This window comes from Nostoc sp. CALU 546, from assembly GCF_048836525.1.
Genome location: NZ_JAWJTF010000104.1, coordinates 1 through 21,400, shown reverse-complemented (window position 1 = coordinate 21,400; position 21,400 = coordinate 1). Strand labels below are relative to the sequence as shown.

The window sequence follows — 21,400 nt, the reverse complement described above, 5'->3', positions numbered from 1 at the left end:
TTAACTAATAGTTATCTGTCGCCTAATTTCTGCCACAAGTTACCCAGCATTGCACCCCAACCGCGAACTGTTCCCGTTGCAGAAACACTAGACGCAGGTGCATGATTTTGGCTAGTAACTGGTATCACTTCCTGGGGTGTTTGATTGGGTTCTAATGCCCTTGAGCCGTACCGCGCACGGGCTAAAAGTTGTTGTCGTTTCTCTCTTAATCCCGTAGTGATTGCCTGTCTTTCGGCTTGCACAACTTGCCTATTTTCGATGCCGCTAATTTTGTTTTCATGTCTCCACAATTCTGCTTGCAAATCGTGGTGTAATTGGGCTGCAACTTCGGCTAGTCCGTGCTTACGTTTTTGGTCAATTCGCAGAAGGTCTGCTCTATCTTGGGCATCTATCTTGCTCATCTCTGAATCAAATTCGGAGTTGAGTTTGCGAATCTTAGCGATAGCACCCGCAACATGAGAGCCATATTGTTTACGAAGTTCGACCCAGGTAACTTGCCCTTTTGTTAGCTTCTCCATCGCCTCAAAGACCACCTTAGCGTTGTCTAAGAACGGGTCTAATCGGTCAGATAATTCTTGGGCATTATTGGCATAATCCGCAAATTGTTCGAGCTTATTTATATCCGAAAGATAGCCCAGAATATCAGACTCAAACCCTCCCCAAGATTGCGCCTTCTCGTCAATATGCGAACTATGACCAACTACCGGATTACGTATTGCAAAGTCCATTGCGTTATTCTCCTAATAAGGTATGTTGTCGTAGTTCGTATCATCGTCAGATTTGGGTACTTCTTCATCCCAATACCCCATGTCCTCAAATCGGCTATAAATTCTCGTTGCTAATTGCCGTAGTGGGTCGTCAAAATCTTCAGAAATTAAATCAAATCTGTTCTCACCAAATGCCAAGATATTTGCAATGTCCGCGTCAATCCCATTGCCCAAAAATTGACCAAATGCAGCAGAGTATGGATGGTCATCGATGGTTGAATGAGTCGCTAGAAATTCCGTTCCGGTGAAAGGTGGGTAATCTTCACTCTCTTCCAATGGTGTGGAAAGTGCCTCAATATCTGCTGAGATCATTGCTGCCCATTGTTCAGGATTTTCTACTTTGAATTGCTCTAATCTCAGGGCGTGATCAGTCAGAGGTGATTTGCCCCAATCGTTGGGATTTTTGTAGTCAAGTGTCATTTGTTAGAATCCTTGTGTACTTTTCGTTTTGCGGCGAGAGATACATCCTGATTAGGCGATCGCCAAGCTTGCCGGCAGGTGCGATCGCTTCATCATCAGTTCTCACAAAACTCAACAAGTTCAAAAACCTCCCTCTGCACTTGGTTTTGGTTGAGTCGATGGGAGGTATTATCCTCCGCACCTCTCAGTTAGAACCGAACGTGAGACTTTCACCTCATTCGGCTCCCGATATTCTTAGACAAGGTAATTATTCCTGTGTTTTTGCCTATCCCAGAAAGTAAAGCCGCTTTTGGTTTTACTTTCTTAACTGGTTAACGGGTTTTCGCGCTAGGGGATACTCGAAATACTTTTCCCTTATCTTTTGCCCATGTGGTGATAATCGTGGCAGCTTTCGTGTATAGCTAGAAGGTTCTTAGCCTTCCAATTGTTGTGATTTCCATCTACGTGGTGTAGGTGTACTCTCTCATCACTTAGCAGTTTTAGTCCACAGTATCCACAAGTATGGTCTTGACGCTTGAGCGCCTTAGAGGTTTCGCCGTCATATAATTTACTGTTCCTTTCAGTCCAGTAAGCTAAGTCTCCGTCAAAGGGTGATTTATTCCCTGTAACGTTTATGTGGCTGTTCTCGGAGTAAGGAACTTTTGGGAATGCCTTTGCTATCAACTCAGTGGTTGATTCTTTGGTATTCTTTGATTCCTTATTGAATACTGTCCAAGTTCTGTGATTGATGAACCAGAGGGAATCCCTGGTACTGCTCATATCACAGGACTTGTGGTAGTTTCTCCATCCTCTAACTGTCGGTGCAAGCTTTTCAGCTTTTACCCTAGCCCCATAATTCGAGTTGTTTACGATAGCTTTTACCTTCTTACGGAAAGCTTTAAAGTTGTCCACTGAGGGAGTGCTTTTGAACTTTCCGTTTTGCTGTACTTTGAAGTTCCAGCCGAGGAAGTCAAACCCATCTTTCGTGGCGGTTATCTTCGTTTTCTTCTCACTAACCTTCATTCCTCTTTCAGCTAGGAACTGGCTTATCTTGTCGAGTATTTGCTCTGCATCGTCTACGGGTCGGAGTATGATTACCATATCGTCCGCATAACGGATTGATGGCTCGATGATATCCTTGGCAGGGGTGTTATTAGTGATTCTTCGTCCCTGTATGTTGTGATACCTGTGTATACTTTCGATTCCGTTTAGGGCGATGTTGGCTAGTAGTGGACTGACCACCCCGCCTTGAGGTGTACCTTGTTCTGGAAACTCAGGATTTATCCCAGCCTTGAGGCAACGGAATATTCCAAGTTTCAGGCTCTTAGGAGCAATCAGGTTATCCATGATGGTGGTGTGGTTTATCCTGTCGAAGCATTTCTCAATATCAAGCTCGATAACTCTTTTATTGGTTCCATTAGCGCTAGAGCTAAGATTACTGTAGATGTACTTTTGTGCATCATGGGCAGAGCGCCCAGGTCTAAATCCGTAACTTCTAGCGTGGAAAGTTGCTTCGTGCGCTGGTTCAAGTGCATATTTTGCGAGGCATTGCCAAGCTCTATCTGCGATTGTTGGGACTTTTAGCATTCTGGTGGAGCCATCTTTCTTAGGTATGGGTATCTCTCTCAACCCTGAGTGATACCAAGTGGTTTGTTGTTTGAGGACTTCTTCGAGATTGAATCTTTCCTCAAACGTCAGGGACGCTTTACCATCAATGCCAGCCGTCTTTTTCCCAGCGTTTAGCTGTGTTACTTGACGAATTGCCAGAAACCTAGCCGCACGGGATTTCAGAATTAGCCTTTGAAGTTGCAAAGCTTTGCGCTTGTTTCCTTCTCGAATGGCTTTAAACACTCTTCTTTGTAGGCGGAAAAGGTTCGCTCGAAATTTCTTCCAAGGTAATGATTTCCAAGATTCACTTGTAATTTTGTTACAGTGCCTAATCATGCTTTACTCCGTTTTGTGTTTTCTGAATACCTTGCAGCAATTACGCCGCATCCTACCCGAAATCAGAGGAGTTCCGTAGCTCGTCTTACCTACTTGGGGTTCGACCGTCCCAAGACCTCTGACTCGTTTTTATTCGTTCCCTCAGATGATTGATTGTTCCGTTAGGTGTAGCCAATTTGACCATCAGAAACCCTAGATTCTTGCAACTTCCTAAGCCGCAGAGTTGCGGGTTTTGACTCTGATGAAGTCGGGGGTTTTTAGTTATGCCCCGCTTAAGAATAGGTCACTTTTCTAGGCTCGGTTTCACCGTAGGAACTCCCTGTTAGCGCCAGTGTCAGCCCATAACAGCCGTCTGATTGCGCCCTGTTCCCAGCTTCACTCTATAGATAACGAGTCTACTCGGTGTGGGCAGATAAGGATTCACGCTTGAATCTAGCGGGTGGGACTTTCACCCACATCAGTCTGAGAGTTCAGCCTTTAGTGACAGTAATCTGCTGTCAGGCTGGCTTAGTTATGTACGGGCTGATTACCGTGATTCACTAAGCAACGAATCGCACGGCTTAATTCTTTTCTTCTGCCCTTAGAGTCGTTAAAAACGAAAGGTGCATTGATTCGAGAATTAGACCGATAGCTGTAACGCAGTTGTTGACCGCGAAATTCGTACAGGTGGTTACGTTGTAAGGCTGTCGTTGAAAGCATTTGGTTGTCCCTCGACTTGGGAATATAAATCGATATTTAGGATGGCTTCGTGAATCTCGAAGAGTGCTTGAATGGCATCACCGAGGCGGAGGTCATTTGACGTAGTGAATCGCTCTGATGCCTCTAGTTTCATGTACTCTGGCGTTGCCCTCAACATCCTCAAACTCTCTTCTTTCCCTTTGAGAATTGCTAAAATTTGCTCTACAGTCAAAATTTGCTGCATAGATATAAGCTCCAAAGAAACTAGGAATTGTGATGCAAGCTATTAAAAGGACTGGGCGGATTTTGAAAGCAAGCCACTGATAATCAGCCTCTAATTTGTCCCTATTATTGTTTGTTTTGGTTGACATACATTACTAAGCCCACAGTAAATAACCCAACTCCCAAAGGCGATATACAAGCAGCTACACCACCAATTAGGGAGAGGGTAGCCACACCAGAATAAAAACAAACTTCAGTTAGTAAGTGCATTTTTCTTTCCTTTGAAATGAAGTGCAAGAGAAATAGAAACCGATGATTTGACAATGCCAGCTTTGATGCAAATTCTAAATATTTGCTGCTAGATTCAATATTTCCTCTACTGCCTTGCTGGTGCTGGGTTGACGCGGGGTAATTCCCCGTTGGGATAAAAAATCATTGGGTGTGGTGTCATTAATTTTTTGAGCAGTCATAGCTAGAGCTAGACTAAGCTCGTCAACGTACTTACCTACCTCATCACTAAACACAGATTCATAGGTATGCCGGAAATTTGCAGCGTTACGCTTGGCAGCGATAAATGCGATCGCAGTCGTTAGATTATGGGACTCAATGACAATGCTTTCACAGAAGTCTGCAAGAGTGTTGTTAACTCCAGAAATGATTGAGTGTTGGTCTGATATAGACAAGTTAGAGTCATCCGCCATAGGTGCGAGTGCTTGACCCTCTGTCTTGGCAAGCAGTGCCTTAGCAACCAAATCAGCCACATCTAACGGGACTTTTGAGACAGACTCAAAGTTATCTGGCATGAAGTCAGCCAGCATGAAACGGTAGGCATCTTCAGCAATTCCCAGGTCAACAGCAGCTTTTTTGATAGTGATATCAGTCATGATTTATGCTCCTTTGTGAAAAATTTGATTTGATTTGTACTGGAAGTTAGAAACTGAGAAGTAGTGAGGGTTGCCACGAATATAGGCTTTTACCCTGGCGGCAATTCGCAGCGAGTTCATCAGGGACTTTATACGGCTCAATACCCATACTTGGTAAGGGCTTAGAGGGACTTCTTTATCCCGTTCGCATAGCTGGCGTTTAGCTTTGTCTGTCTGGATGGGATATGCTTCCCGGTAGCCTTCAAGGGCAAAGTATGCAATCTTGTCCCATTTCCAAACAGTTGGTCTAGTAACGTCTAACAGTCGCGCTAGTTCTGATTTCGTGACGGCAAAATCAACATAAATGCTGTCTGGTTCGATAGAACTCCCCAAACTAAAAGCTTGTGAACGATTCATAATACAGGCTATTTAGTGAGTAAATTAACCTTTAACAGCGCTTTAGCGAGTATTTAACACCTTATTTAATAATTTCGTTGATTATCTGTCTGCAACCCCGTTCAGTTAAGTCTTTTGGACGTTTTTAACAGGTGATTTGCGTTTTCTGAGGTGTTAAACTTTGCTTGTTCACATGCTAGCATAGTTTTGCTAGCATGTGAACATGATAGGAAGATATTTTATTAACATGTTTGGAATAAACTGGAGAAATATTATGTAAAGTGATTTAAGAATGTCGGCAGCGAAAAGAAATGACCCCAACTATATGCAAATGTCTGGGGATGTAAAAAAAGACATAGGGCTAAAATTTAAAGCCACTTGTACTCTTAAGCAGATTTCTTTAGGAGAGGGATTAGAGCAGGCGATCGCGCTATGGCTTGAGCGGGAGAATAAAGAAAAAGTAGTATGACCAACACAACAGAACCACACAGACGAACTCGCGTTGAGCAAAGATTAGAGCAGTTGGCAGTCCACCAAGCTAGCCACAACCGCGCAAATAGGGTGAGCAGCATTGGCTCTCAGAAACACTATGCCGACCCCATTGTTTTGTATATACGGAGAAATTTTCTGACTTTTTACTAACGTCCACCAGATTGCAATATGTGTCTAATATTACTTGATAATATGCTGACTACCAAACAACATCCTAACCCTAACCAAATGACTGACTTCTATTTATGTCTTTAATCCCTGGAATTTGAGCCAATAAAAGCCAAAAAGCCTGCGAGGTGCAAACTCACAGACTTTGACTCAAATTTTTCATTTGATTTCGCTACGTACATTGTGGATTCGGTGCTACCAACACCTACCACGCCTACACCCCGCCAGGAAAGACAGAATGTAAAACTGCCACTGAAGAAGAATCAAGTGGAGCCTTTCTTTGATTATAAATGTCTATTATTTATTTCCAACAGATTCCTAAGAATAAAAGCAGGCATGAAGGCTTTACCGAAACTACTTGACTCTTTCCCCTCTACCGCACAAGTTACGCCAACTGTTCTGTAGATAAAAGTTGAACATCAGTCTTTTCTTGGCGAGGGCAATTTAACCCCTGCCAGGAGAAAGAAATTGAAAAATCTATCCAGTGTTCTACCATCTGCTCTAAACCTACTGCCAGTAGAAAGCTTAAGTGAGTTTGCCAGCCGAATTGAGCGAGAATTTCTTACCGGCTCTGCGATCGCAATTTCTCTCTACACTGATAACATCCGCATCGTCTCCGACATAGAAATTAGTGCTGGAGGGGATGTATCAACCCCAATCCACGATGCACTGAACTGGAAATATACCAGATTTGGGCATCAAGCCAAACCCACACTCCACGCCGCAATATTTTTTAACGAAGACGGTAGCCCCTGGCAAGGCAAACTCAGTAAACCCAGGACTGATGCTCAAAAAGACAAAGAACAAAAATACGAAACCCCAATTGGCAATGGTTCACGGGCTTATCTCCCCACCGTCAACCGAGAAAATAGACGCTTAATAGCCAACCGCTACGGCGTAGAAGTCCCCCCTCCTGGCGAAAGTTTCTGGGACTGGCTAGAACTCCACCCAGAAATCCCAATCATCATTACAGAAGGCGGTAAAAAATCCTTATGCCTGTTGTCACAGGGGTATGTAGCCATTGCCCTTTACGGAATTAACGGCGGCTACCGTAGCAAGGATTTATTAGGCAACCCTGTCAAGCCCTATCTAATCTCAGATATAGCACGATTTGCTGTTAAGGGGAGAAAAATTACCCTCGCCTTTGACCAAGACACCAATACTCTAACCCAGAGACGGGTTAACGCTGCGACTTTCCGCTTTAGCCGATTACTGACCTCTGCCGGTTCAATAGTTGATATCGCCATCTGGGACGGTCAAAAAGGACTGTGTAAAGGCGTTGATGATTTAATTGTCAACGCTGGCGTGGCTGCGTGGTCAACTGCCTTAAACCAAGCCCTTTCAGTAACACATTGGCAGTTGTGGCAACGCTTAGAAAATCGGTTAACTTACGAACCCTCATTAAAAGTGACCACAGCCGACTTATCGACCTTGGAGATCAAAGACTTACCCCAGTCAGGAATTATTGCCCTTAACTCAGGCAAAGGCACTGGTAAAACTAAGTTTATGGCCAAAACTACAGCGCATTCTCCGAAATTATTAGCACCGAGTCACAGAATAGCGCTCGTACAGAATTTATGTGCCAGGGCAGATTTAGATTACCGAGGCGACTTAGATAAAGTCAACGGCAATTTTATCAAAGGAGGAGCTTACAGCTTCCGAATTGGTTTCTGTGTTGATTCACTCCTAGCCATCGACCCGAAAAAATTTGCTGGCTGTGACTTAATGATTGATGAAATTGTCCAAGTTGTTCGTCACTTACTAACTTCTAGTACTTGCGATAAAGACGGGAAACGTCCCGCATTACTAGCGAGATTTGCAGAATTAATTAGAGTCGCCCGGAGGATAATTGTTGCTGACGCTGATTTAAACAACCCAACCCTAAATTACCTCTGGGAACTGAAAGCAGATCCGGCTCCAATCTACTTAATTTATAACGACTATCAACCCAAACCTTACCACGTCACATTTATTCAAGCCAAAGATAAATCAGCTGTTATAAACGAGTTAATCCAAAATGCACAAAACATCTTGCCAGGTAAGGCGCTATATGTCACCACAGATAGCAAAGCCACCAGCAAGACAACAGCCCGACTGCTACAAAAAGAAATTCCTGGTATTAGAATCCTGCTGGTTAACTCAGAAACCAGTGGCAATCCAGACGAAAAAAGGTTTTTGAAAAATCCCGATGCAGTATTAGCTTCAGGGTTATATGACGTAATTATTTGTTCTCCCACAGTCGCCACCGGAGTCAGCATAGAAATTCCAGATAAAGTCGAGAAAGTCTATGGAATTTTCACTGGCGCATCATCCACCGACGCTGATATGTCCCAATCCTTAATTCGCGTGCGAGACAACGTAGAGCGTGTGGTTTGGTGTGCCAAACGTGGGACAAATTACTGTAAAGTTTCTCGCTCCAGTAATTATCTAGAAATTAAAGCACAATTACAACAGAGAACAGATGCCACTGTTAGTTTAGTCCGCTCCAACCTTAGACCAGATATTGTTGAAGGTATTGCTAATTTCGATTGGCAATCAAACCCTCATGTTAATTTGTATGCCCGAATTAGTGCCGAGCAGAATTATTCGATGATGAATCTCTCTGATGCACTGCTAATTCGACTCAGACATGAAGGGCATCAGATTACAATTGATAATCGAGAATCGGATAAAGCTGTCAAACTGTTATTAAAGTCAGCCAAAGACGAAATCAAACAAATTGAAGCCAAAGACATAGTAGCTGCTGCCGATTTAACTTATCCAGAAATTGCCCTCTTGGAATCCCAAGAAGCAGTTTCACCAGAAGACGCACTAGCAATTAGAAAATATTATCTGAAAGATTTCTACTGCGTAGACGAGCTAACTATAGAACATGTACTTTGGGACAAAGAAGGCCGACGACGTGGGGAACTGCTCAACTTAGAAGCGCAACTTTATCCCGAATTAGGAGTTGACAGAACAGCCAAATCATTAGAGAAACAAGCTAATTGGAATCAAGCTGTTTGCCCGTGGGATATTTCTGGTACAGCGCTGCGGCGCTCTATGCGAGAAGCATTTGGATTAAACGACTTTTTAGATCCTTTCAAAGAATGGACTTTTGCAGACCTCAAACCCTACGCCGACAAGATTCGCCAATATGCCCCAGAAATATTCCACCATCTCAAACTCACCATTAGCGACAAAATGAGTGATGTTCAGGTTGTGCATCAAATGTTATCGCAGTTGGGAATTAAAGCAGCTTTTCGCTGGTCGAGGTTTGAGCCGGGCTTTGAAAGGCAAAAAATTAAAGTCTACCGACTTGATGCTGAAATCTGGTCTAACCTGATGTTCATATTAGCTAAACGTGCCGCACGACGCGAAAGGCTGAAAAATCTTGGAGAGTCTGATGGATCATCTATGTCTTTTAATACTCAAAATAATCTAGGAGATCCAAATCAACATCACTCGAAATCCCTTATTGAAACATTGATTGGACTTGTATGTACCGTCACGGGAGATGATGACCAGTTCTTAGTACAGAGCAAAACATTAGACAGTAGAGCCAGATGTCAGAACTTAACCAACAATACAGTAGTTTTATTGCCGTTCACTGAACTTACACCAGTAAATAGGGACTGAAATAGACCTGATAAATTGTTGCTCTCACCAGCACTGCCATATTCAAAAGCAGTGCTGGTGAGAGCGTGGCTAATTTCTCAATAGTTTTGTGCATTCACTCTAGCCAAAATGAAAAGTTCATTATCAGACTGCGCTTGGTGACACGAACCTTCTATTTCCGCCAGATTGGTCGATTACGCGCTCATCGTCGCTCCAATGTGGAGCTAACATTCTACTTCTGCGCTGACTATGATTTGGGTTTCCTTGATCGTGAATTACCAGGAGTTAAATTAGAAAGCGTTGATGCTTTGCAACTCTGCCCAGAAGCGGGTAACGCGAGTGAGCAAACAGGACACGCTATAGTCAATGCTCTAACCCAACTTTGGCAGTCAAAACAGAAAATTACCCAACCCGCGATCGCGAATATTGCTGAAATCTCCCAAGCTTGGGTGAGCCGATTTACGCAGCGTTGGGGGGGCTAAAATTTATAGCCAGAAGCTGGAAACTAAAGCTCTGTAAGCCTTTGGGCTATTGCATTCTCCAAAAGTGACAAAACAGGGATAAGGTGAAAGATCATCCTTGCTGTAGTGGATCAACGGCAGCGGGTTGGAGATGGCTTAAATCAAACTGAGCAATTTGTTCAACCAACTCACCGAGACGACCTACAATGTGTTTAAGAATTTGTTCACCTTTTTGAGCAGTGGCGATGGTTGCGTCGCCCCAAGCACCAGTTTCACAAATATCCTGGCTCAACCAGCCGAAGTTTGCTGGGCCGAACGGACTCAGAAGCGAATCTTTTGACTCTAGGACAAAGGGTTTCAGTTTTGCTTGCTTCATCTGATCCCGCCTGACCAAATCCGGTTCGAGATGCAGCATTAGTGATGTTTCGATAGCACCTGCGTGCAAACCAAGACTCATCTCGTAGTCATTGAAAATACTTTTAGGAACGCCAAGGGCAAACCAACTTGTTGCAACTGCCAGCATACTATAGCGGCGGCGTAGTGCTAGAATTGCTTCGCTAATGACGGATTGATTGCCGCCATGAGAGTTTAGAATTAACAGCCGCCGGATACCAACTGCTGTGAGGCTTGCCGTAAGTTGTTTTAAAATTTCCAAGAGTATATCAGGAGAAAGCGCCAAAGAGCCGGGAAAATCCAGATGTTCGAGGCTTTGACCAATAGTCTGCGTTGGCAGAACCAGTACATTAGCTGAATCAGTACCCTCGGTCAAGAAGCACTCGATTATTCCGTTGACGATACGTGTATCAGTCCAAACTGGCAAATGTGGCCCATGCTGTTCAATCGCGCCTATCGGCAGGATAGCTATGTTGCTACTATCGAGATTTCGGAAATCAACCGTTGTGAGTTCATGCCAGTAGCGCTTTGACATTGTTTAGAAGGGTATTTGAAATAATACGGTAGAGTCTACTAAGGAACAGAAATTTTAGAATTGATTGCTACAGAAATACTAAAACTTTCTCAAAAACAATTGCATCAACCCACACATCTGAGTTGTAAATTAGTTCTCCCACTTGTTGATATCCTCGGCTTTTATAAAAAGACAAGAGCTTTAGGTGTGTCTTCACTCCATCCAACCGTACAGCACAGTAACCGCGCTCAATGGTAAGCTTCTCAATAGCTTGCATACACCATGTTCCTATCCCTTTGCCTTGCCAAGATGGAAGTATTGCTAGTTTATGTACATACACTGCCGGAACATCTGATATCTGCCAAAGAATGTTTCCATACTTGATGTAGCTCAATGGAACTGTTGTCATCATCTCAAGTGTGAAAGTGCCTACTAGGTTCTCGCCGACTGTAACGGCGTAAACCTCCTGCTCCATAGCATCGTGGAGCATTTGCTCAAGCGGATAATTTGGCGGCATCCAGTGACTCAAACCGAAGCGGTCTTTCATATCAAGACCGCAAGCCACCAAGATTTGGTGAAGGGATGGAACCTCAGATATGCTGGCGTGTTGGAGACAGAGTTGTTTGCTATCGCTAACCATAAGCAGTTCCTCTAAAGACACATATTGCCTTACATAAGGTGGCTGCCCAGGCGTTCGGCATCAGATTTCCCCATGCTCCCTAGTAGTTTTTTCTACTTAAATCGCCAGTCACATGAGGAGGTTGATGGTTTTAGCTAATCTTTTAGCCATCAATAATATTAAATATATCCTTCTTCCGTCACTTTGGGAGTTTATATTTTGATAGCAACATTTTGACTGCGTTCGCATTCGCGTAGCGTCTCGTAGAGAAGCTTGCGCCAAAGGCGCTCTCGCCTAAAGAGTGCATAACAATTAATGCTAAATACGGCTCTTGCAATGTGCTAGTGCCATGTTCCACATTAAAAGTGCATAACTATTACTGCACTCTCATGCACAAGCAATGTGCAACAGCAGTATTCGCTGTAGTGGCAACGATTTAGAAAGCATTCCAGGCTCAAAAAAAACTTTCGCCCAAAACTGGCGTGCTGTGCTGCAAAGAGGGTTAGACTAGCTAGCAAAGATACTTTTGATAAAACAGAGAAATCCTTCATGAGGAGAATATCATGTCGGAAGTTGTCAAGTCAGATATAAAAATACGAAGTTGTTTGCCATCAGATGCAGAGAGCGTCTTAAAGGTACACCGAGCGGCGATTCATGGAACTGCTTCATCGTGTTATCCAAAGGAAATTATTCAAGATTGGGGATCTCCAATTACGCCCTCTAAAATCAAAGCCTTTGCAGACAATACTGTTGTTGGGGAAGAAACCCGAATTGTGGCAGAAATTAATGGTCAAATTGTGGGCTTCGGTGCAATTGTTGTCAGTAATAGTGAGCTACGTGCTGTGTACGTGGCTCCAAGTTTCGGTCGTTCTGGAGTAGGAACCGCAATACTTCAAGAGTTAGAGCGATTAGCGCGTGAGCAAGGATTGTTAGAATTACATCTGAACGCTTCGCTTAATGCTGAACCGTTTTATCAAGTTAATGGTTATATGAATGAAGGTTTTGAAGATCATCCCCTACGTTCTGGTCAAAAAATGCCATCTATTCGGATGAGAAAAAAATTGTAATTAGATAAATAATTAATAATGAACTTTAAGCCGAATGAGTTGAATACAGCACGTAAAAATTTACTTGAAAAAACCGTTGATTATTTTTTAGCCAAGAAAGGCGTTGAGGCTTTATTCGTTCAAGGCTCAGTGGCATCAGGTAAGGCTGATGAATTTTCAGATATTGATTTTCGGGTTGTTGTGCAACCAGAATTACACGAGCAATTTTTGTTAGAGCGTTTTTCTGCTCCTAAATATTGGGGAGAATGGATTTACAACGAGTGGACAGCAATTCCTTGGATTTGTGTTTCTCATTTTCATCCATTCAATAAAATTGATGTTCTTTACTACAAACCAGAAGACCTACAGCCATCACCTTGGTTTTTACAACCTATTTTAATTATTTTTGACTCTAAAAAATTAATATATCAAATTATTCAAGCCTCTCAAGGTTTAGAGTTTGTACTATCTATTGATGAAGTAAATCGACTTATTAGCAAAGGACTAGCGCACGCTGAAGAAGTATACCGTCGAGCTATGCGTGGAGAACTTTTTTATGCTCAGTCTCTGCTTGACAATTTTCGGATAATAATTATTCAATTTGACGATTATTTTCAAAAAAAACCTTCTTCATCTGTATCGGCTCACTTTGAACAACGCGGTAGTCAAATAATGATTGCAGCTTTAAAATACTCTTATCCCTTATTAGAAAAACAATCTATTCTTAATTCTTTAAGTATTTTACTGGATGTATATCAAGAGCAAGTTATCAAACTTTATGAAAGATTGCCATTAAACCGAGATATGAAAACCGACTTGCATTGGATTAATATTTTAATTGAATTGTGTAAAAGCAGCATTAATTACTATAATAGTTAATTAATTTATTTTTAAATCGCTTAAATTATTACCAATACTTTTACCTGTGCCTCCCTTTTCTCCATTACACAGCACTATTCTTTTATTGACTGCTGCTTTTTTTCTGTGAGAAGTAGTTGTTTTACTCATAAACCAGCTTAGATTTCGTCATCCTTGTAAATTGTTGGCACAAAAGCTGACCTGTTTAGTTCTCTAGTTGGCTCTGATTTATCCTCTAGCTTCTGTGCTGCTGGCTGTTGTTTTTTTACTCTTGCCCGAAGTCTTCTTTACAGGTGCTTCTTTAGCTTCGCTGCTTTCAACAACTTCTGACTGATTTTCAACAGCCCCCTGAACTGATGCACTACTATCGCTGTCAGATGCTTTTTGACGGCGACGGCTGCTTTTCTTCAACTCGCCTATTAAATATTTGATTCTGCTGCCAGTCAAATTAATCCCCAAACCCTTCAGCATCTCCGATACTTCATCGTAAGTATAGCCATACTTAGAAGAAGTCAGCTTCTCAATGTACCGTCTCATTTTGCGAACTGCGTCTCTGTCTGATACAGACTCTCGCTCTTTCGGCTTCTGCTCCTTAAGCGCTTTGATAGCCTCATCAATCTTCTCTTTCGTAATTACTTCTGAATTCTGATGCTCACTCATGGTTATATCGTGAATACCGATTAACTGATAATTATCGGCTATTTGAAATAATTTGTACCAAGAAAGTTTTCAAAATCCTCAAAAAAATTGACTATTGCGGCTACGCCGAATTACCTTTTCATATTACGGCTACACTTTAGATTTTTTAGTGTGGCAGCTTCGCTGGTTTTCTTATTCAAGCTAATGCTACAAAATCTGACTATTACAGCTACGCTGAATCAGAGAATTTTACTTAAAACAGCTTCGCTGAATTATCTTTTCGTATTACAGCTACGCCGGACTATTATATTGTGTGGCAGCTTCACTGAATCAGAGAGTTTTCATATAGCAGCTACGCCGTTTTTATCTCCTCTATGGTGGCTACGCTGAACCAGAATTTATCTCCTGCTTGATTTGATTCAAATTCCGGCTACGCCGTTGCTATCCTCCCCTGTAAGTTGTAGGATATTCAGCAGCGCGGCTACGCCTTTGTACTCCCGCCTCCAGCCTCTCGCCATACCTCCGTATATACGTAGCACTTGCTTCTAGCCCTCTCCCGTATTTGGGCTAGAAGCTAGCCCTCTCCCGTATTTGGGCTAGAAGCAAGCCGTGCCTTTTGCCTACGGCAAACCTCGCTACGCTCGGACGACAGGCTTGCCAAAGTGGGAAGTTTCCCCCTTTGGATACCCCCTCTCATACCTCCCACAGTTATGCGCCCGAAACTGTCAAAAAACCTGCTTCGTACTAAGACATTAGAAGCTCGTGTCAACGCAATCGAACACGAGATGATTAAGCTCAAAGCACAAGACGCGGGACTAAGCATAGCTGAATTAACTAGACGTAGTGTTTTACTAAAACCACTACCCAAACGATTGAGCAAAATAACCCTAGCTACTTATAGAGAATTAGTCCGCATCGGCAGCAATATTAATCAACTCACCAGAGCTACAAACACAGCTATTAAAATGGGACTGCGACCACCCGCAGATCCAGAACAACTAAAACAGCTACAAAAACTCTTACAACAAATTGGTCGGGAACTGTCCCAAATCGAAACTGAAATCACTGATGACGATGATATTGATGACGACGGTGAAGGTGAAGACTGGGAGTAAAAATGATTGGCAACCAAACCAAAGGTAAAAGCTTTCGTGGACTCCTTGACTATCTTGAAAACAAAGAGGAGTCATCCTTAATTGGCGGCAATATGTTTGGCACAAATGCCAGAGAATTAGCCAGAGAATTCCGACTGTCTCGACAACTTAATCCAGAAGCAGAAAAAGTAGTTCATCATGTTTCGCTTTCACTAAGCCCAGGCGAACAGCTAGACAATGATACTTGGTGTGAGATTGCCGACAAGTATATGTCAGAAATGGGCTACACAGCTAACCAATATGCCATCTACCGCCACAGCGATCGCAACCACGACCATATACACATTTGTGCTAGTAGAATCAGTTTGGACGACGGCAAGATTACCCGTGATAGCTGGGAGTATGTGCGCTCTGAAAAAATCATTCGCCAGCTAGAACTAGAATATGGGTTGCAGCAGACCCTCAATAGCAAGGAGAAACTGAACCGCGCCCCCAGCGTAGGGCAACAGCGACGAGTTGAAAGAGAGCAACTAGAATATGAGCAGGGTGAGAGAAACACGCCGCCACAACAGCCTATCAAGACTCAGTTAATTGAATTAATCGACCGCGCCACAGTAGATAAACCGACCATGCCCCAACTGATGGAACGATTGCAACTGTTGGGTATTGAGGTGCGTCATGGGCTAACACGCAACGGTAAAAGTAAAGGCATCTCGTATTCCTGGAATGACCAGAAATTTAGCGGTACTTCCTTGGGGCCTGCCTACACCTTCCCAGGTTTACAAAAACATAAGGAAATTGACTACCAGCCACAACGCGATGATGAACCTATTAACGAATTGCTGCTCAAACCTGTTAAACCACTCCCAGTTGAGCAGTTAGAAAAACTCTTTCAAGATATTGAACGCAAACAACAGCAGCCTCAGTTCACTCCACCAACGGAGGATCTAGCTCTGTGGCCCAAATTGTATAAATACTTGAATGAGAAACGCGGTATACCAGATTCTTTTATTGAAAGATTACATAACCACAATTTGCTTTACATCAATGAGCAAAAGCAGATTTTATTTATCAAACGTAATCTGGATGGTGAAAAAACTGGTGCATTAGTTTGGTCAAACCCCGGACATAATCATCAGACTGTTGAGTATGACCAAAACGCCTCTGTTTCAAATGGTTGGTTTCATATAAATTTGGGGCAGAATCCACAAGAAGAAATTAAAAACGTCTTTTTATGTTCTTCGCCAATTGATGCGGTGTCAGTAGGCGTGTATGTCCTAGCCAAAACTGGAGCCTTACCATCGATGAGAACAATGTTTATGGTAGCTGATGAACCGAACAATTTACCCCTAGAATTTCTCAAAAATTGCTATAGGGTAGTTCTGGCATTTAATAACGATGATCAGGGGGAGAAAACTGCTAGTGCAGTATTAGAATTGTTACCGAATGGTAAAAGATTTAAACCGACTTATCCTGATTGGAATCAGGAATTAAAAGCTCATTTTTATGAAGCGGAACTTGAACGCGAACGGCAGTCGCGTAGTCGTGGTTTTAGTCTGTGAGCCACGCCGAGCATACACCTGACTCGTGGGTTAAGTTCAAGAAAGAATTTTTGAAGTACATTTGCAACATATTATGATTACGCATTCTCAATAAGACCCCATCTTATTGACAATAGAAATAGCGCCTCAAAGTGGCTGTAATTGAGACTGGATATAAGTTACATAAGATTTTTATCAAAAACACTGGACGGCCAAAAGGACAAGAAACCACTGTTTTTGATGTTTTGGACGGCCGTTGACAGGTGGGCATTTGTCAGCAGAGCATGACAATTGAGTAAGGTTTGCGCTCATTGGACGGCCAAAAGGACAAGAAAGCACTGTTTTTGTCCTTTTGGACGGCCAAAAATATTAGTGTCAGATGAGACTGATTTAGTACGGTTAAACTACACTAAGTCTACGGCTTTATAAGTGTTTAGTGTAGTTGTTGCGTTAGACGAGTTTCTGTTTCAGTTAACGCTCAATATATACAATGACTCCTGAACTCACAGTGGAAATTTCAGGTTCACTTACTGAAGAAGTTGATCGATTGAGCGGGATTTTTGAAGTACAGTTGCAACACAAAAGTATTATTTATTCTCAATAATTTTAGAGTTATTGAGAATGAAGAAGTTTGATAAAAATGGCTAAAGGGTAGTTGGTGTATGTATTAGACACCAATTTTTTGGTCAAAGCGATGTGCAAAATAGCAGACATTTTGTACCTGATTGTCAACATTTAATGACAGCTATAACAGTTAAAAGCGTGTATAAGCTGTGCAAAATAGCAGACATTTTGCACAGGAATCGGGGTTTTAGGTGCAAAATGTCTGCTATTTGTAACTGTGATTAATCAGACAATTTCACTACTTAAAACAAGTTTCATCTCTATTAACAAGCGTGGAGATTGTAAAAGGAACAATTTCTATTCAGGCATGAAAAAGAAATCATCGGATATTAAGAGGGCTGGGTTAAGTTAATGAAAGAATTATTGAAGCACAATTGTAACACAAATGTATTATGTATTCTCAATAATTTTGAAGTTATTGAGAATAAAACAGGCGTTCAAAATTTGCTGTAAGTCATATTCAGTAAGCATTACGCCCGAAAATTTCTCTAAATGTCTTATGCTCAACTGGTAGCTGTAGGGCTACTCTATAGCTACCAGTTGGGGAATGATCAAATTTTCAACAACTCGCTTTTTTACTACTCAATTGGTAGCTGTGTGTCACCAGTTGAGCTACCCAACAGCTACCACTTGGGCAAGGTATTTAGAACTACTATTTCAATACTTGTAATCTACATAAAAGCTATGTAATAAGTGGTGTTTACAGCATAGCTTTGGTGTAATTCAAAAGTGGAGTGCAGGTTTTAGGTTACAATTGTAGTATAAAGTAATATGAAAAAGTAGAGTTTTGCTCAAGAGTTGATTAATAGCAATAATTTTGCTTTAGATGACGCGCAAATACTCATTTTTGCTCCAAAAGGTGTGAGCGTCCGTTTGAAGCAAAACAGAAATTCTCCGCCTAAATACTCCCTATTGCTACCCGCAATACTCATTTTTGTATCAAGTATTCTTATTGTGTCTAGGCAGACAACAGTGTACTGAAGATAATTTAAAGGTCAGGTTTGATCACAAGAAAAAGAATTGCACCTAGTGGGCGAACTTGGAATGAGATTCTTGTTGAACAGCAGCAGCAAGAAATGCTTAAGCAGAAGCAACGGTCTAGGGGTTTTAGTCGATAATCTCACGTTGATCCTGCGAACTCGTTGCCGCTTCGCTCGAATCATGCGGTGGTAGGGACGGGCATTAAGATACTGGTTGGGCTGACAAGATTTACAAACCCGCCCCTACCACTCCACTTCGTCGCATGATTCGCAACGAGTTCTTAAATCTTGGAAATAAGACATTGTAAAACATTTAGGTATATTAATGTTTAATTGCTATGGCAACAAAGCAGTAAAGATAGCGTTTTAAATTTAGGAATAATTAAATTAGTTTATGGAAGATGAAAGAAAGTTTATTGATCGTCGAAAGTTGCTTAAGAGATACGCAGCAGGGGAGAGAGACTTTGCTGAAATGAGAATCAGTTCGTCAGGGCTGGATGGAGAAGATTTGCGCTCAATTGACTTGAGTGGAGCCGATTTGATAGGTGTTGATTTGACTGGCTCCAACCTAAGCCATGCCAACTTGAGTGGAGCCAAAATGCTTTGTGTTAACCTCACTAATGCCAATCTCAGTTATGCCAATTTGCGAGGAGTTGACTTGAGTGGTGCTGATTGCATAGGGACTGACTTCTCCAATGCCAATCTTAATGATGCTATCCTAACTGCTGCTGTATTTGATGGGGCTAACCTCTATAGGGCGGCGATTGGTGGTACTGCCAAATTCATAAAAACTGACTTCAGGGGAGCCAAAAATTTTCCTCCTCTCGGAGAAGGTGTTTTGGTGTATAAAACCTTTAGAGAAGATGGAAGTTTCTTCAAAGGCCCTGATTGGATTGAGTGATGATGGAGTTGAGAGAGGTGGGAAATAATACTCCCCTCAGCTATATAGATTTAAATTTATGCACTGCTATTAAAAATCAGTTGATTCTCTATTCAACTAGATGGAAGTAAGAAAACGCATTAAGAAAAATTTAATTACTTTGCTCTTAAGCTTGATATATAAGGCTGACAGCCGCCATTACTGTGCAACTTCCTTGCTCGGTCGAAGTTAAGGCGGCGATCGCAAATCAATCTGGTTGATCATATACACATTACTGAACTGAAATTACTAATGGAACTGAGGCAGGGTCAACCCACTCATTTCCTTCGTAGTAGTTAAAGTGGTTATGATAGCCTGATTCCGTACTATCATTAAAATCAAACCAGCCTGCAAACACTTTCAGTTTCTCTGCTGTTCCTTCAATCCTTAAAGAACTGGCAGAAACCATAACCTTGAGAGAACAATCACTCTTACGAATGAGTAACGAATTTAAACAAGAATCATAAGGTGCTGGGTCAACTTCGTTGGCAGGTATACAAATTTGTACATCCTGAGATTGAAGCAATTCAAGAATTGATTGGCGAATGCTTTTGAGATCGGTGGATGTACCTGACAGATCAATCTCACCGCCATAACTGTTGTTGCTAAAACGAATATAAATCACACTTGTCTATTTCAAATATACGTTTGTCGTTTGTGGTTTTAATGTCGTGTAATGTGGGTTAGACGACATTCAAGGGAAAGCGGCTAAAAGTCAGTGGATAAAATTTTTTCACAGCCAATCACTTTCACTAACAGTACGTTAGTAACTGGATACGCTCAGGGATGATTCCCATTATTAAGCTGTTGATTAGTGCAAAGAATAATCTATGGATGCTGCCGAATTGCTCAGACGTTATGCCGATGGCGAGAGAAATTTTCAAGGAATTGATTTGAGTGGGGCTAAATTGAATGGGGTGGATCTCAGAGATATCAATTTGAGTGGAGCTAACTTGAGTAGAGTCGATCTAAGTGACGCTAATTTGAGCGGTGCTAATTTGAGTGATATCAGTGCGGCTCTTTGGGGTCGCATGAGTGGTGCTAATTTAAGTGGGGCTAATTTGAGTAAAGCTAATCTGAGTGGTTGCGAAATGTTGGGGGTTAACTTAGAAAATGCCAATACTAGAGGTGCTAGGTTGGGGACTTTGGAAAGTGCTTTCGTTCGTAACACTATTAATCCAGATGGAGTCCTGATTGAAGGCCCTATGACTATTGAATAATTCCTCTGTAAAAGGCGAGTTTGCTTGCACCCGAAGAATTCGTAAATTCTAATTAAAACTAAGAAATCAACTAAGAAAAAAAATTTCTAACACTATTAAGATTGGCTAAATTCTTTGATGGAGGCTTTTGCACCAAGTTCTGTCAATTTTTGGCAGATATCTTCAGCCTGCTGTTTTGATATATTTCTTGTAACTGAATGGGGTAAATATTCAAGCACAATTGAAACGGCTTTATCTCTAACTCCTGTGGCATCGCCGATGATTTTAATAGCATCTTTTTGTCTGTCGCTTGGAATTTCCTCAGCAATCACAAAAAATCGCTCAGAACTATTTTTTCGGATAACGCAAGAACCAAACTGCCACAGCGTTTTTTTCTCTTTATCGCTTAGGCTAACTGGAAAATCAAAATCATCAACTTGCCGGCGGATTTCATCTATCTTGCCCCAGCCTATAAGCTCTATGTAAGTTCGTCCTACACCGATTTCACATCCATGCTGGTCATAAATCTCTAGCCACCCATCATCACCATCAGTCGATACGCGCACGGCGTAGGTAAAGTCGTTAGAGTATGGCACTTGACAGACTCTAACACAGCCCAAACCGCATTTAGCTATCCGTGCGTCGTAATAATTATATGCACTCCTTATAGATTCTGGTAGATTCTCAAGCATTTCTGGGTGGCGACGAAGATCGAGAGTGTATCTTCCAAGTAATTCCTCATCTTCGTCAGGTTCTTTGTTTTGGATGTAGGCTCGATACTGTTTCAGCACATGGCTTTCATACAGATGTTCGTAATACTGTTTTATCAGCTCATCATTAAAAGCCATACTGCCCCCTATTTGTTAAAGCGAAGATTAGCCAACCGAGAAGCTTTTGGTTCAGTTTTGATAACCATACCGTAATTGCACAGGCTTGAGCAGAAAGAGCGCAATCACCCTCACGCAACGGTAATGATATTTAAGGATA

General features: G+C 42.0%; 25 protein-coding genes and 1 riboswitch. Of the genes, 11 read left to right on the top strand and 14 right to left on the bottom strand.

Annotation, left to right across the window (positions count from 1 at the left end; translation table 11 throughout):
* Positions 1 to 11: 11 nt before the first annotated feature.
* On the bottom strand, positions 12 to 728 hold the full coding sequence (locus RRG12_RS34225) for a hypothetical protein (protein WP_420762279.1): 717 nt from the start codon (positions 726 to 728) through the stop codon (positions 12 to 14).
* Between the two features lie 12 nt (positions 729 to 740).
* Entirely contained in the window at positions 741 to 1,187 is a 447-nt protein-coding gene (locus RRG12_RS34220) for a hypothetical protein (RefSeq protein WP_420762278.1), read from the bottom strand.
* A 14-nt stretch (positions 1,188 to 1,201) separates the two neighbouring features.
* Here RRG12_RS34220 and RRG12_RS34215 point away from each other — a divergent pair, with 14 nt between their 5' ends.
* On the top strand, positions 1,202 to 1,468 hold the full coding sequence (locus tag RRG12_RS34215; protein WP_420762277.1) for a hypothetical protein: 267 nt from the start codon (positions 1,202 to 1,204) through the stop codon (positions 1,466 to 1,468).
* A gap of 73 nt (positions 1,469 to 1,541) precedes the next feature.
* Here the strand turns inward: RRG12_RS34215 and RRG12_RS34210 are convergent, their stop codons facing one another.
* The 6 genes from RRG12_RS34210 to RRG12_RS34185 form a co-directional block, all read right to left on the bottom strand.
* Positions 1,542 to 3,110: a group II intron reverse transcriptase/maturase gene (locus tag RRG12_RS34210; RefSeq protein ID WP_420762276.1), complete on the bottom strand. Its 1,569-nt coding sequence runs from the start codon at positions 3,108 to 3,110 to the stop codon at positions 1,542 to 1,544.
* A gap of 507 nt (positions 3,111 to 3,617) precedes the next feature.
* Positions 3,618 to 3,809 carry a hypothetical protein gene (locus RRG12_RS34205; RefSeq protein ID WP_420762275.1) on the bottom strand — a complete coding sequence of 64 codons (192 nt, stop codon included), beginning with the start codon at positions 3,807 to 3,809 and terminating at the stop codon, positions 3,618 to 3,620.
* Positions 3,781 to 4,032: a hypothetical protein gene (locus RRG12_RS34200; protein ID WP_420762274.1), complete on the bottom strand. Its 252-nt coding sequence runs from the start codon at positions 4,030 to 4,032 to the stop codon at positions 3,781 to 3,783. Before RRG12_RS34200 ends, RRG12_RS34205 begins: the two co-directional genes overlap by 29 nt.
* A gap of 104 nt (positions 4,033 to 4,136) precedes the next feature.
* Positions 4,137 to 4,280, bottom strand: a complete 144-nt coding sequence (locus RRG12_RS34195; RefSeq protein WP_190735106.1) for a hypothetical protein — start codon at positions 4,278 to 4,280, stop codon at positions 4,137 to 4,139.
* Between the two features lie 74 nt (positions 4,281 to 4,354).
* The gene (locus RRG12_RS34190; protein ID WP_420762273.1) at positions 4,355 to 4,894 is read right to left on the bottom strand and encodes a hypothetical protein; all 540 of its coding nucleotides are present in this window, start codon (positions 4,892 to 4,894) and stop codon (positions 4,355 to 4,357) included.
* 3 nt (positions 4,895 to 4,897) lie between these two features.
* On the bottom strand, positions 4,898 to 5,290 hold the full coding sequence (locus RRG12_RS34185; RefSeq protein WP_420762272.1) for a hypothetical protein: 393 nt from the start codon (positions 5,288 to 5,290) through the stop codon (positions 4,898 to 4,900).
* Between the two features lie 271 nt (positions 5,291 to 5,561).
* On the opposite strand from RRG12_RS34185, the gene RRG12_RS34180 reads away from it, so the two are divergent.
* The 4 genes from RRG12_RS34180 to RRG12_RS34165 all read left to right on the top strand — a co-directional run bounded on the left by RRG12_RS34180 (position 5,562) and on the right by RRG12_RS34165 (position 10,008).
* Positions 5,562 to 5,738, top strand: a complete 177-nt coding sequence (locus tag RRG12_RS34180; RefSeq protein WP_181927227.1) for a hypothetical protein — start codon at positions 5,562 to 5,564, stop codon at positions 5,736 to 5,738.
* Positions 5,735 to 5,911 (top strand): hypothetical protein, encoded by a 177-nt coding sequence (locus RRG12_RS34175; protein WP_181927228.1) that lies wholly within the window; start codon positions 5,735 to 5,737, stop codon positions 5,909 to 5,911. Before RRG12_RS34180 ends, RRG12_RS34175 begins: the two co-directional genes overlap by 4 nt.
* 486 nt (positions 5,912 to 6,397) lie before the next feature.
* Entirely contained in the window at positions 6,398 to 9,547 is a 3,150-nt protein-coding gene (locus tag RRG12_RS34170) for a plasmid replication protein, CyRepA1 family (RefSeq protein WP_420762271.1), read from the top strand.
* Positions 9,548 to 9,612: 65 nt separating this feature from the next.
* Positions 9,613 to 10,008: a hypothetical protein gene (locus RRG12_RS34165; protein WP_420762270.1), complete on the top strand. Its 396-nt coding sequence runs from the start codon at positions 9,613 to 9,615 to the stop codon at positions 10,006 to 10,008.
* A gap of 91 nt (positions 10,009 to 10,099) precedes the next feature.
* On the opposite strand, the gene RRG12_RS34160 is transcribed toward RRG12_RS34165, so the two are convergent.
* Positions 10,100 to 10,915, bottom strand: a complete 816-nt coding sequence (locus RRG12_RS34160) for a creatininase family protein (protein WP_420762269.1) — start codon at positions 10,913 to 10,915, stop codon at positions 10,100 to 10,102.
* A gap of 67 nt (positions 10,916 to 10,982) precedes the next feature.
* On the bottom strand, positions 10,983 to 11,534 hold the full coding sequence (locus tag RRG12_RS34155; RefSeq protein WP_420762268.1) for a GNAT family N-acetyltransferase: 552 nt from the start codon (positions 11,532 to 11,534) through the stop codon (positions 10,983 to 10,985).
* A 37-nt stretch (positions 11,535 to 11,571) separates the two neighbouring features.
* A riboswitch (ZMP/ZTP riboswitch) is annotated at positions 11,572 to 11,656 on the bottom strand.
* A gap of 420 nt (positions 11,657 to 12,076) precedes the next feature.
* On the opposite strand from RRG12_RS34155, the gene RRG12_RS34150 reads away from it, so the two are divergent.
* Both RRG12_RS34150 and RRG12_RS34145 read left to right on the top strand, forming a co-directional pair.
* The gene (locus RRG12_RS34150; RefSeq protein ID WP_420762267.1) at positions 12,077 to 12,580 is read left to right on the top strand and encodes a GNAT family N-acetyltransferase; all 504 of its coding nucleotides are present in this window, start codon (positions 12,077 to 12,079) and stop codon (positions 12,578 to 12,580) included.
* 18 nt (positions 12,581 to 12,598) lie between these two features.
* Positions 12,599 to 13,438: a nucleotidyltransferase domain-containing protein gene (locus RRG12_RS34145; RefSeq protein WP_420762266.1), complete on the top strand. Its 840-nt coding sequence runs from the start codon at positions 12,599 to 12,601 to the stop codon at positions 13,436 to 13,438.
* Here the strand turns inward: RRG12_RS34145 and RRG12_RS34140 are convergent, their stop codons facing one another.
* Together RRG12_RS34140 and RRG12_RS34135 are read right to left on the bottom strand one after the other, a co-directional pair.
* Entirely contained in the window at positions 13,439 to 13,567 is a 129-nt protein-coding gene (locus tag RRG12_RS34140; protein ID WP_420762265.1) for a hypothetical protein, read from the bottom strand. It abuts the gene before it with no gap.
* Between the two features lie 78 nt (positions 13,568 to 13,645).
* Positions 13,646 to 14,077, bottom strand: coding sequence for a hypothetical protein (locus tag RRG12_RS34135; RefSeq protein WP_420762264.1), 432 nt, complete (start codon positions 14,075 to 14,077; stop codon positions 13,646 to 13,648).
* A gap of 689 nt (positions 14,078 to 14,766) precedes the next feature.
* On the opposite strand from RRG12_RS34135, the gene RRG12_RS34130 reads away from it, so the two are divergent.
* The 3 genes from RRG12_RS34130 to RRG12_RS34120 all read left to right on the top strand — a co-directional run bounded on the left by RRG12_RS34130 (position 14,767) and on the right by RRG12_RS34120 (position 19,196).
* The gene (locus RRG12_RS34130; RefSeq protein ID WP_420762263.1) at positions 14,767 to 15,171 is read left to right on the top strand and encodes a plasmid mobilization protein; all 405 of its coding nucleotides are present in this window, start codon (positions 14,767 to 14,769) and stop codon (positions 15,169 to 15,171) included.
* 2 nt (positions 15,172 to 15,173) lie between these two features.
* Positions 15,174 to 16,712 carry a relaxase/mobilization nuclease domain-containing protein gene (locus tag RRG12_RS34125; protein ID WP_420762262.1) on the top strand — a complete coding sequence of 513 codons (1,539 nt, stop codon included), beginning with the start codon at positions 15,174 to 15,176 and terminating at the stop codon, positions 16,710 to 16,712.
* 1,977 nt (positions 16,713 to 18,689) lie between these two features.
* Entirely contained in the window at positions 18,690 to 19,196 is a 507-nt protein-coding gene (locus RRG12_RS34120) for a pentapeptide repeat-containing protein (protein WP_420762261.1), read from the top strand.
* A gap of 250 nt (positions 19,197 to 19,446) precedes the next feature.
* Here RRG12_RS34120 and RRG12_RS34115 read toward each other — a convergent pair whose 3' ends face one another.
* Positions 19,447 to 19,839: a hypothetical protein gene (locus RRG12_RS34115; RefSeq protein ID WP_420762260.1), complete on the bottom strand. Its 393-nt coding sequence runs from the start codon at positions 19,837 to 19,839 to the stop codon at positions 19,447 to 19,449.
* Positions 19,840 to 20,044: 205 nt separating this feature from the next.
* Between RRG12_RS34115 and RRG12_RS34110 the strand changes: the two genes are divergently transcribed.
* Positions 20,045 to 20,434, top strand: a complete 390-nt coding sequence (locus RRG12_RS34110; RefSeq protein WP_420762259.1) for a pentapeptide repeat-containing protein — start codon at positions 20,045 to 20,047, stop codon at positions 20,432 to 20,434.
* A gap of 95 nt (positions 20,435 to 20,529) precedes the next feature.
* On the opposite strand, the gene RRG12_RS34105 is transcribed toward RRG12_RS34110, so the two are convergent.
* A complete protein-coding gene (locus tag RRG12_RS34105) occupies positions 20,530 to 21,261 on the bottom strand; it encodes a ribosomal protein L7/L12 (protein ID WP_420762258.1) in 732 nt (243 codons plus the stop codon).
* Positions 21,262 to 21,400 lie beyond the last annotated feature (139 nt).

Coding starts and splice junctions, on each gene's coding strand:
- RRG12_RS34225 (WP_420762279.1), bottom strand. CDS start 728: ATGGACTTTGCAATACGTAATCCGGTAGTTGGTCATAGTTCGCATATT.
- RRG12_RS34220 (WP_420762278.1), bottom strand. CDS start 1,187: ATGACACTTGACTACAAAAATCCCAACGATTGGGGCAAATCACCTCTG.
- RRG12_RS34210 (WP_420762276.1), bottom strand. CDS start 3,110: ATGATTAGGCACTGTAACAAAATTACAAGTGAATCTTGGAAATCATTA.
- RRG12_RS34205 (WP_420762275.1), bottom strand. CDS start 3,809: ATGCTTTCAACGACAGCCTTACAACGTAACCACCTGTACGAATTTCGC.
- RRG12_RS34200 (WP_420762274.1), bottom strand. CDS start 4,032: ATGCAGCAAATTTTGACTGTAGAGCAAATTTTAGCAATTCTCAAAGGG.
- RRG12_RS34195 (WP_190735106.1), bottom strand. CDS start 4,280: ATGCACTTACTAACTGAAGTTTGTTTTTATTCTGGTGTGGCTACCCTC.
- RRG12_RS34190 (WP_420762273.1), bottom strand. CDS start 4,894: ATGACTGATATCACTATCAAAAAAGCTGCTGTTGACCTGGGAATTGCT.
- RRG12_RS34185 (WP_420762272.1), bottom strand. CDS start 5,290: ATGAATCGTTCACAAGCTTTTAGTTTGGGGAGTTCTATCGAACCAGAC.
- RRG12_RS34180 (WP_181927227.1), top strand. CDS start 5,562: ATGTCGGCAGCGAAAAGAAATGACCCCAACTATATGCAAATGTCTGGG.
- RRG12_RS34175 (WP_181927228.1), top strand. CDS start 5,735: ATGACCAACACAACAGAACCACACAGACGAACTCGCGTTGAGCAAAGA.
- RRG12_RS34160 (WP_420762269.1), bottom strand. CDS start 10,915: ATGTCAAAGCGCTACTGGCATGAACTCACAACGGTTGATTTCCGAAAT.
- RRG12_RS34155 (WP_420762268.1), bottom strand. CDS start 11,534: ATGGTTAGCGATAGCAAACAACTCTGTCTCCAACACGCCAGCATATCT.
- RRG12_RS34150 (WP_420762267.1), top strand. CDS start 12,077: ATGTCGGAAGTTGTCAAGTCAGATATAAAAATACGAAGTTGTTTGCCA.
- RRG12_RS34145 (WP_420762266.1), top strand. CDS start 12,599: ATGAACTTTAAGCCGAATGAGTTGAATACAGCACGTAAAAATTTACTT.
- RRG12_RS34140 (WP_420762265.1), bottom strand. CDS start 13,567: ATGAGTAAAACAACTACTTCTCACAGAAAAAAAGCAGCAGTCAATAAA.
- RRG12_RS34135 (WP_420762264.1), bottom strand. CDS start 14,077: ATGAGTGAGCATCAGAATTCAGAAGTAATTACGAAAGAGAAGATTGAT.
- RRG12_RS34130 (WP_420762263.1), top strand. CDS start 14,767: ATGCGCCCGAAACTGTCAAAAAACCTGCTTCGTACTAAGACATTAGAA.
- RRG12_RS34125 (WP_420762262.1), top strand. CDS start 15,174: ATGATTGGCAACCAAACCAAAGGTAAAAGCTTTCGTGGACTCCTTGAC.
- RRG12_RS34120 (WP_420762261.1), top strand. CDS start 18,690: ATGGAAGATGAAAGAAAGTTTATTGATCGTCGAAAGTTGCTTAAGAGA.
- RRG12_RS34110 (WP_420762259.1), top strand. CDS start 20,045: ATGGATGCTGCCGAATTGCTCAGACGTTATGCCGATGGCGAGAGAAAT.
- RRG12_RS34105 (WP_420762258.1), bottom strand. CDS start 21,261: ATGGCTTTTAATGATGAGCTGATAAAACAGTATTACGAACATCTGTAT.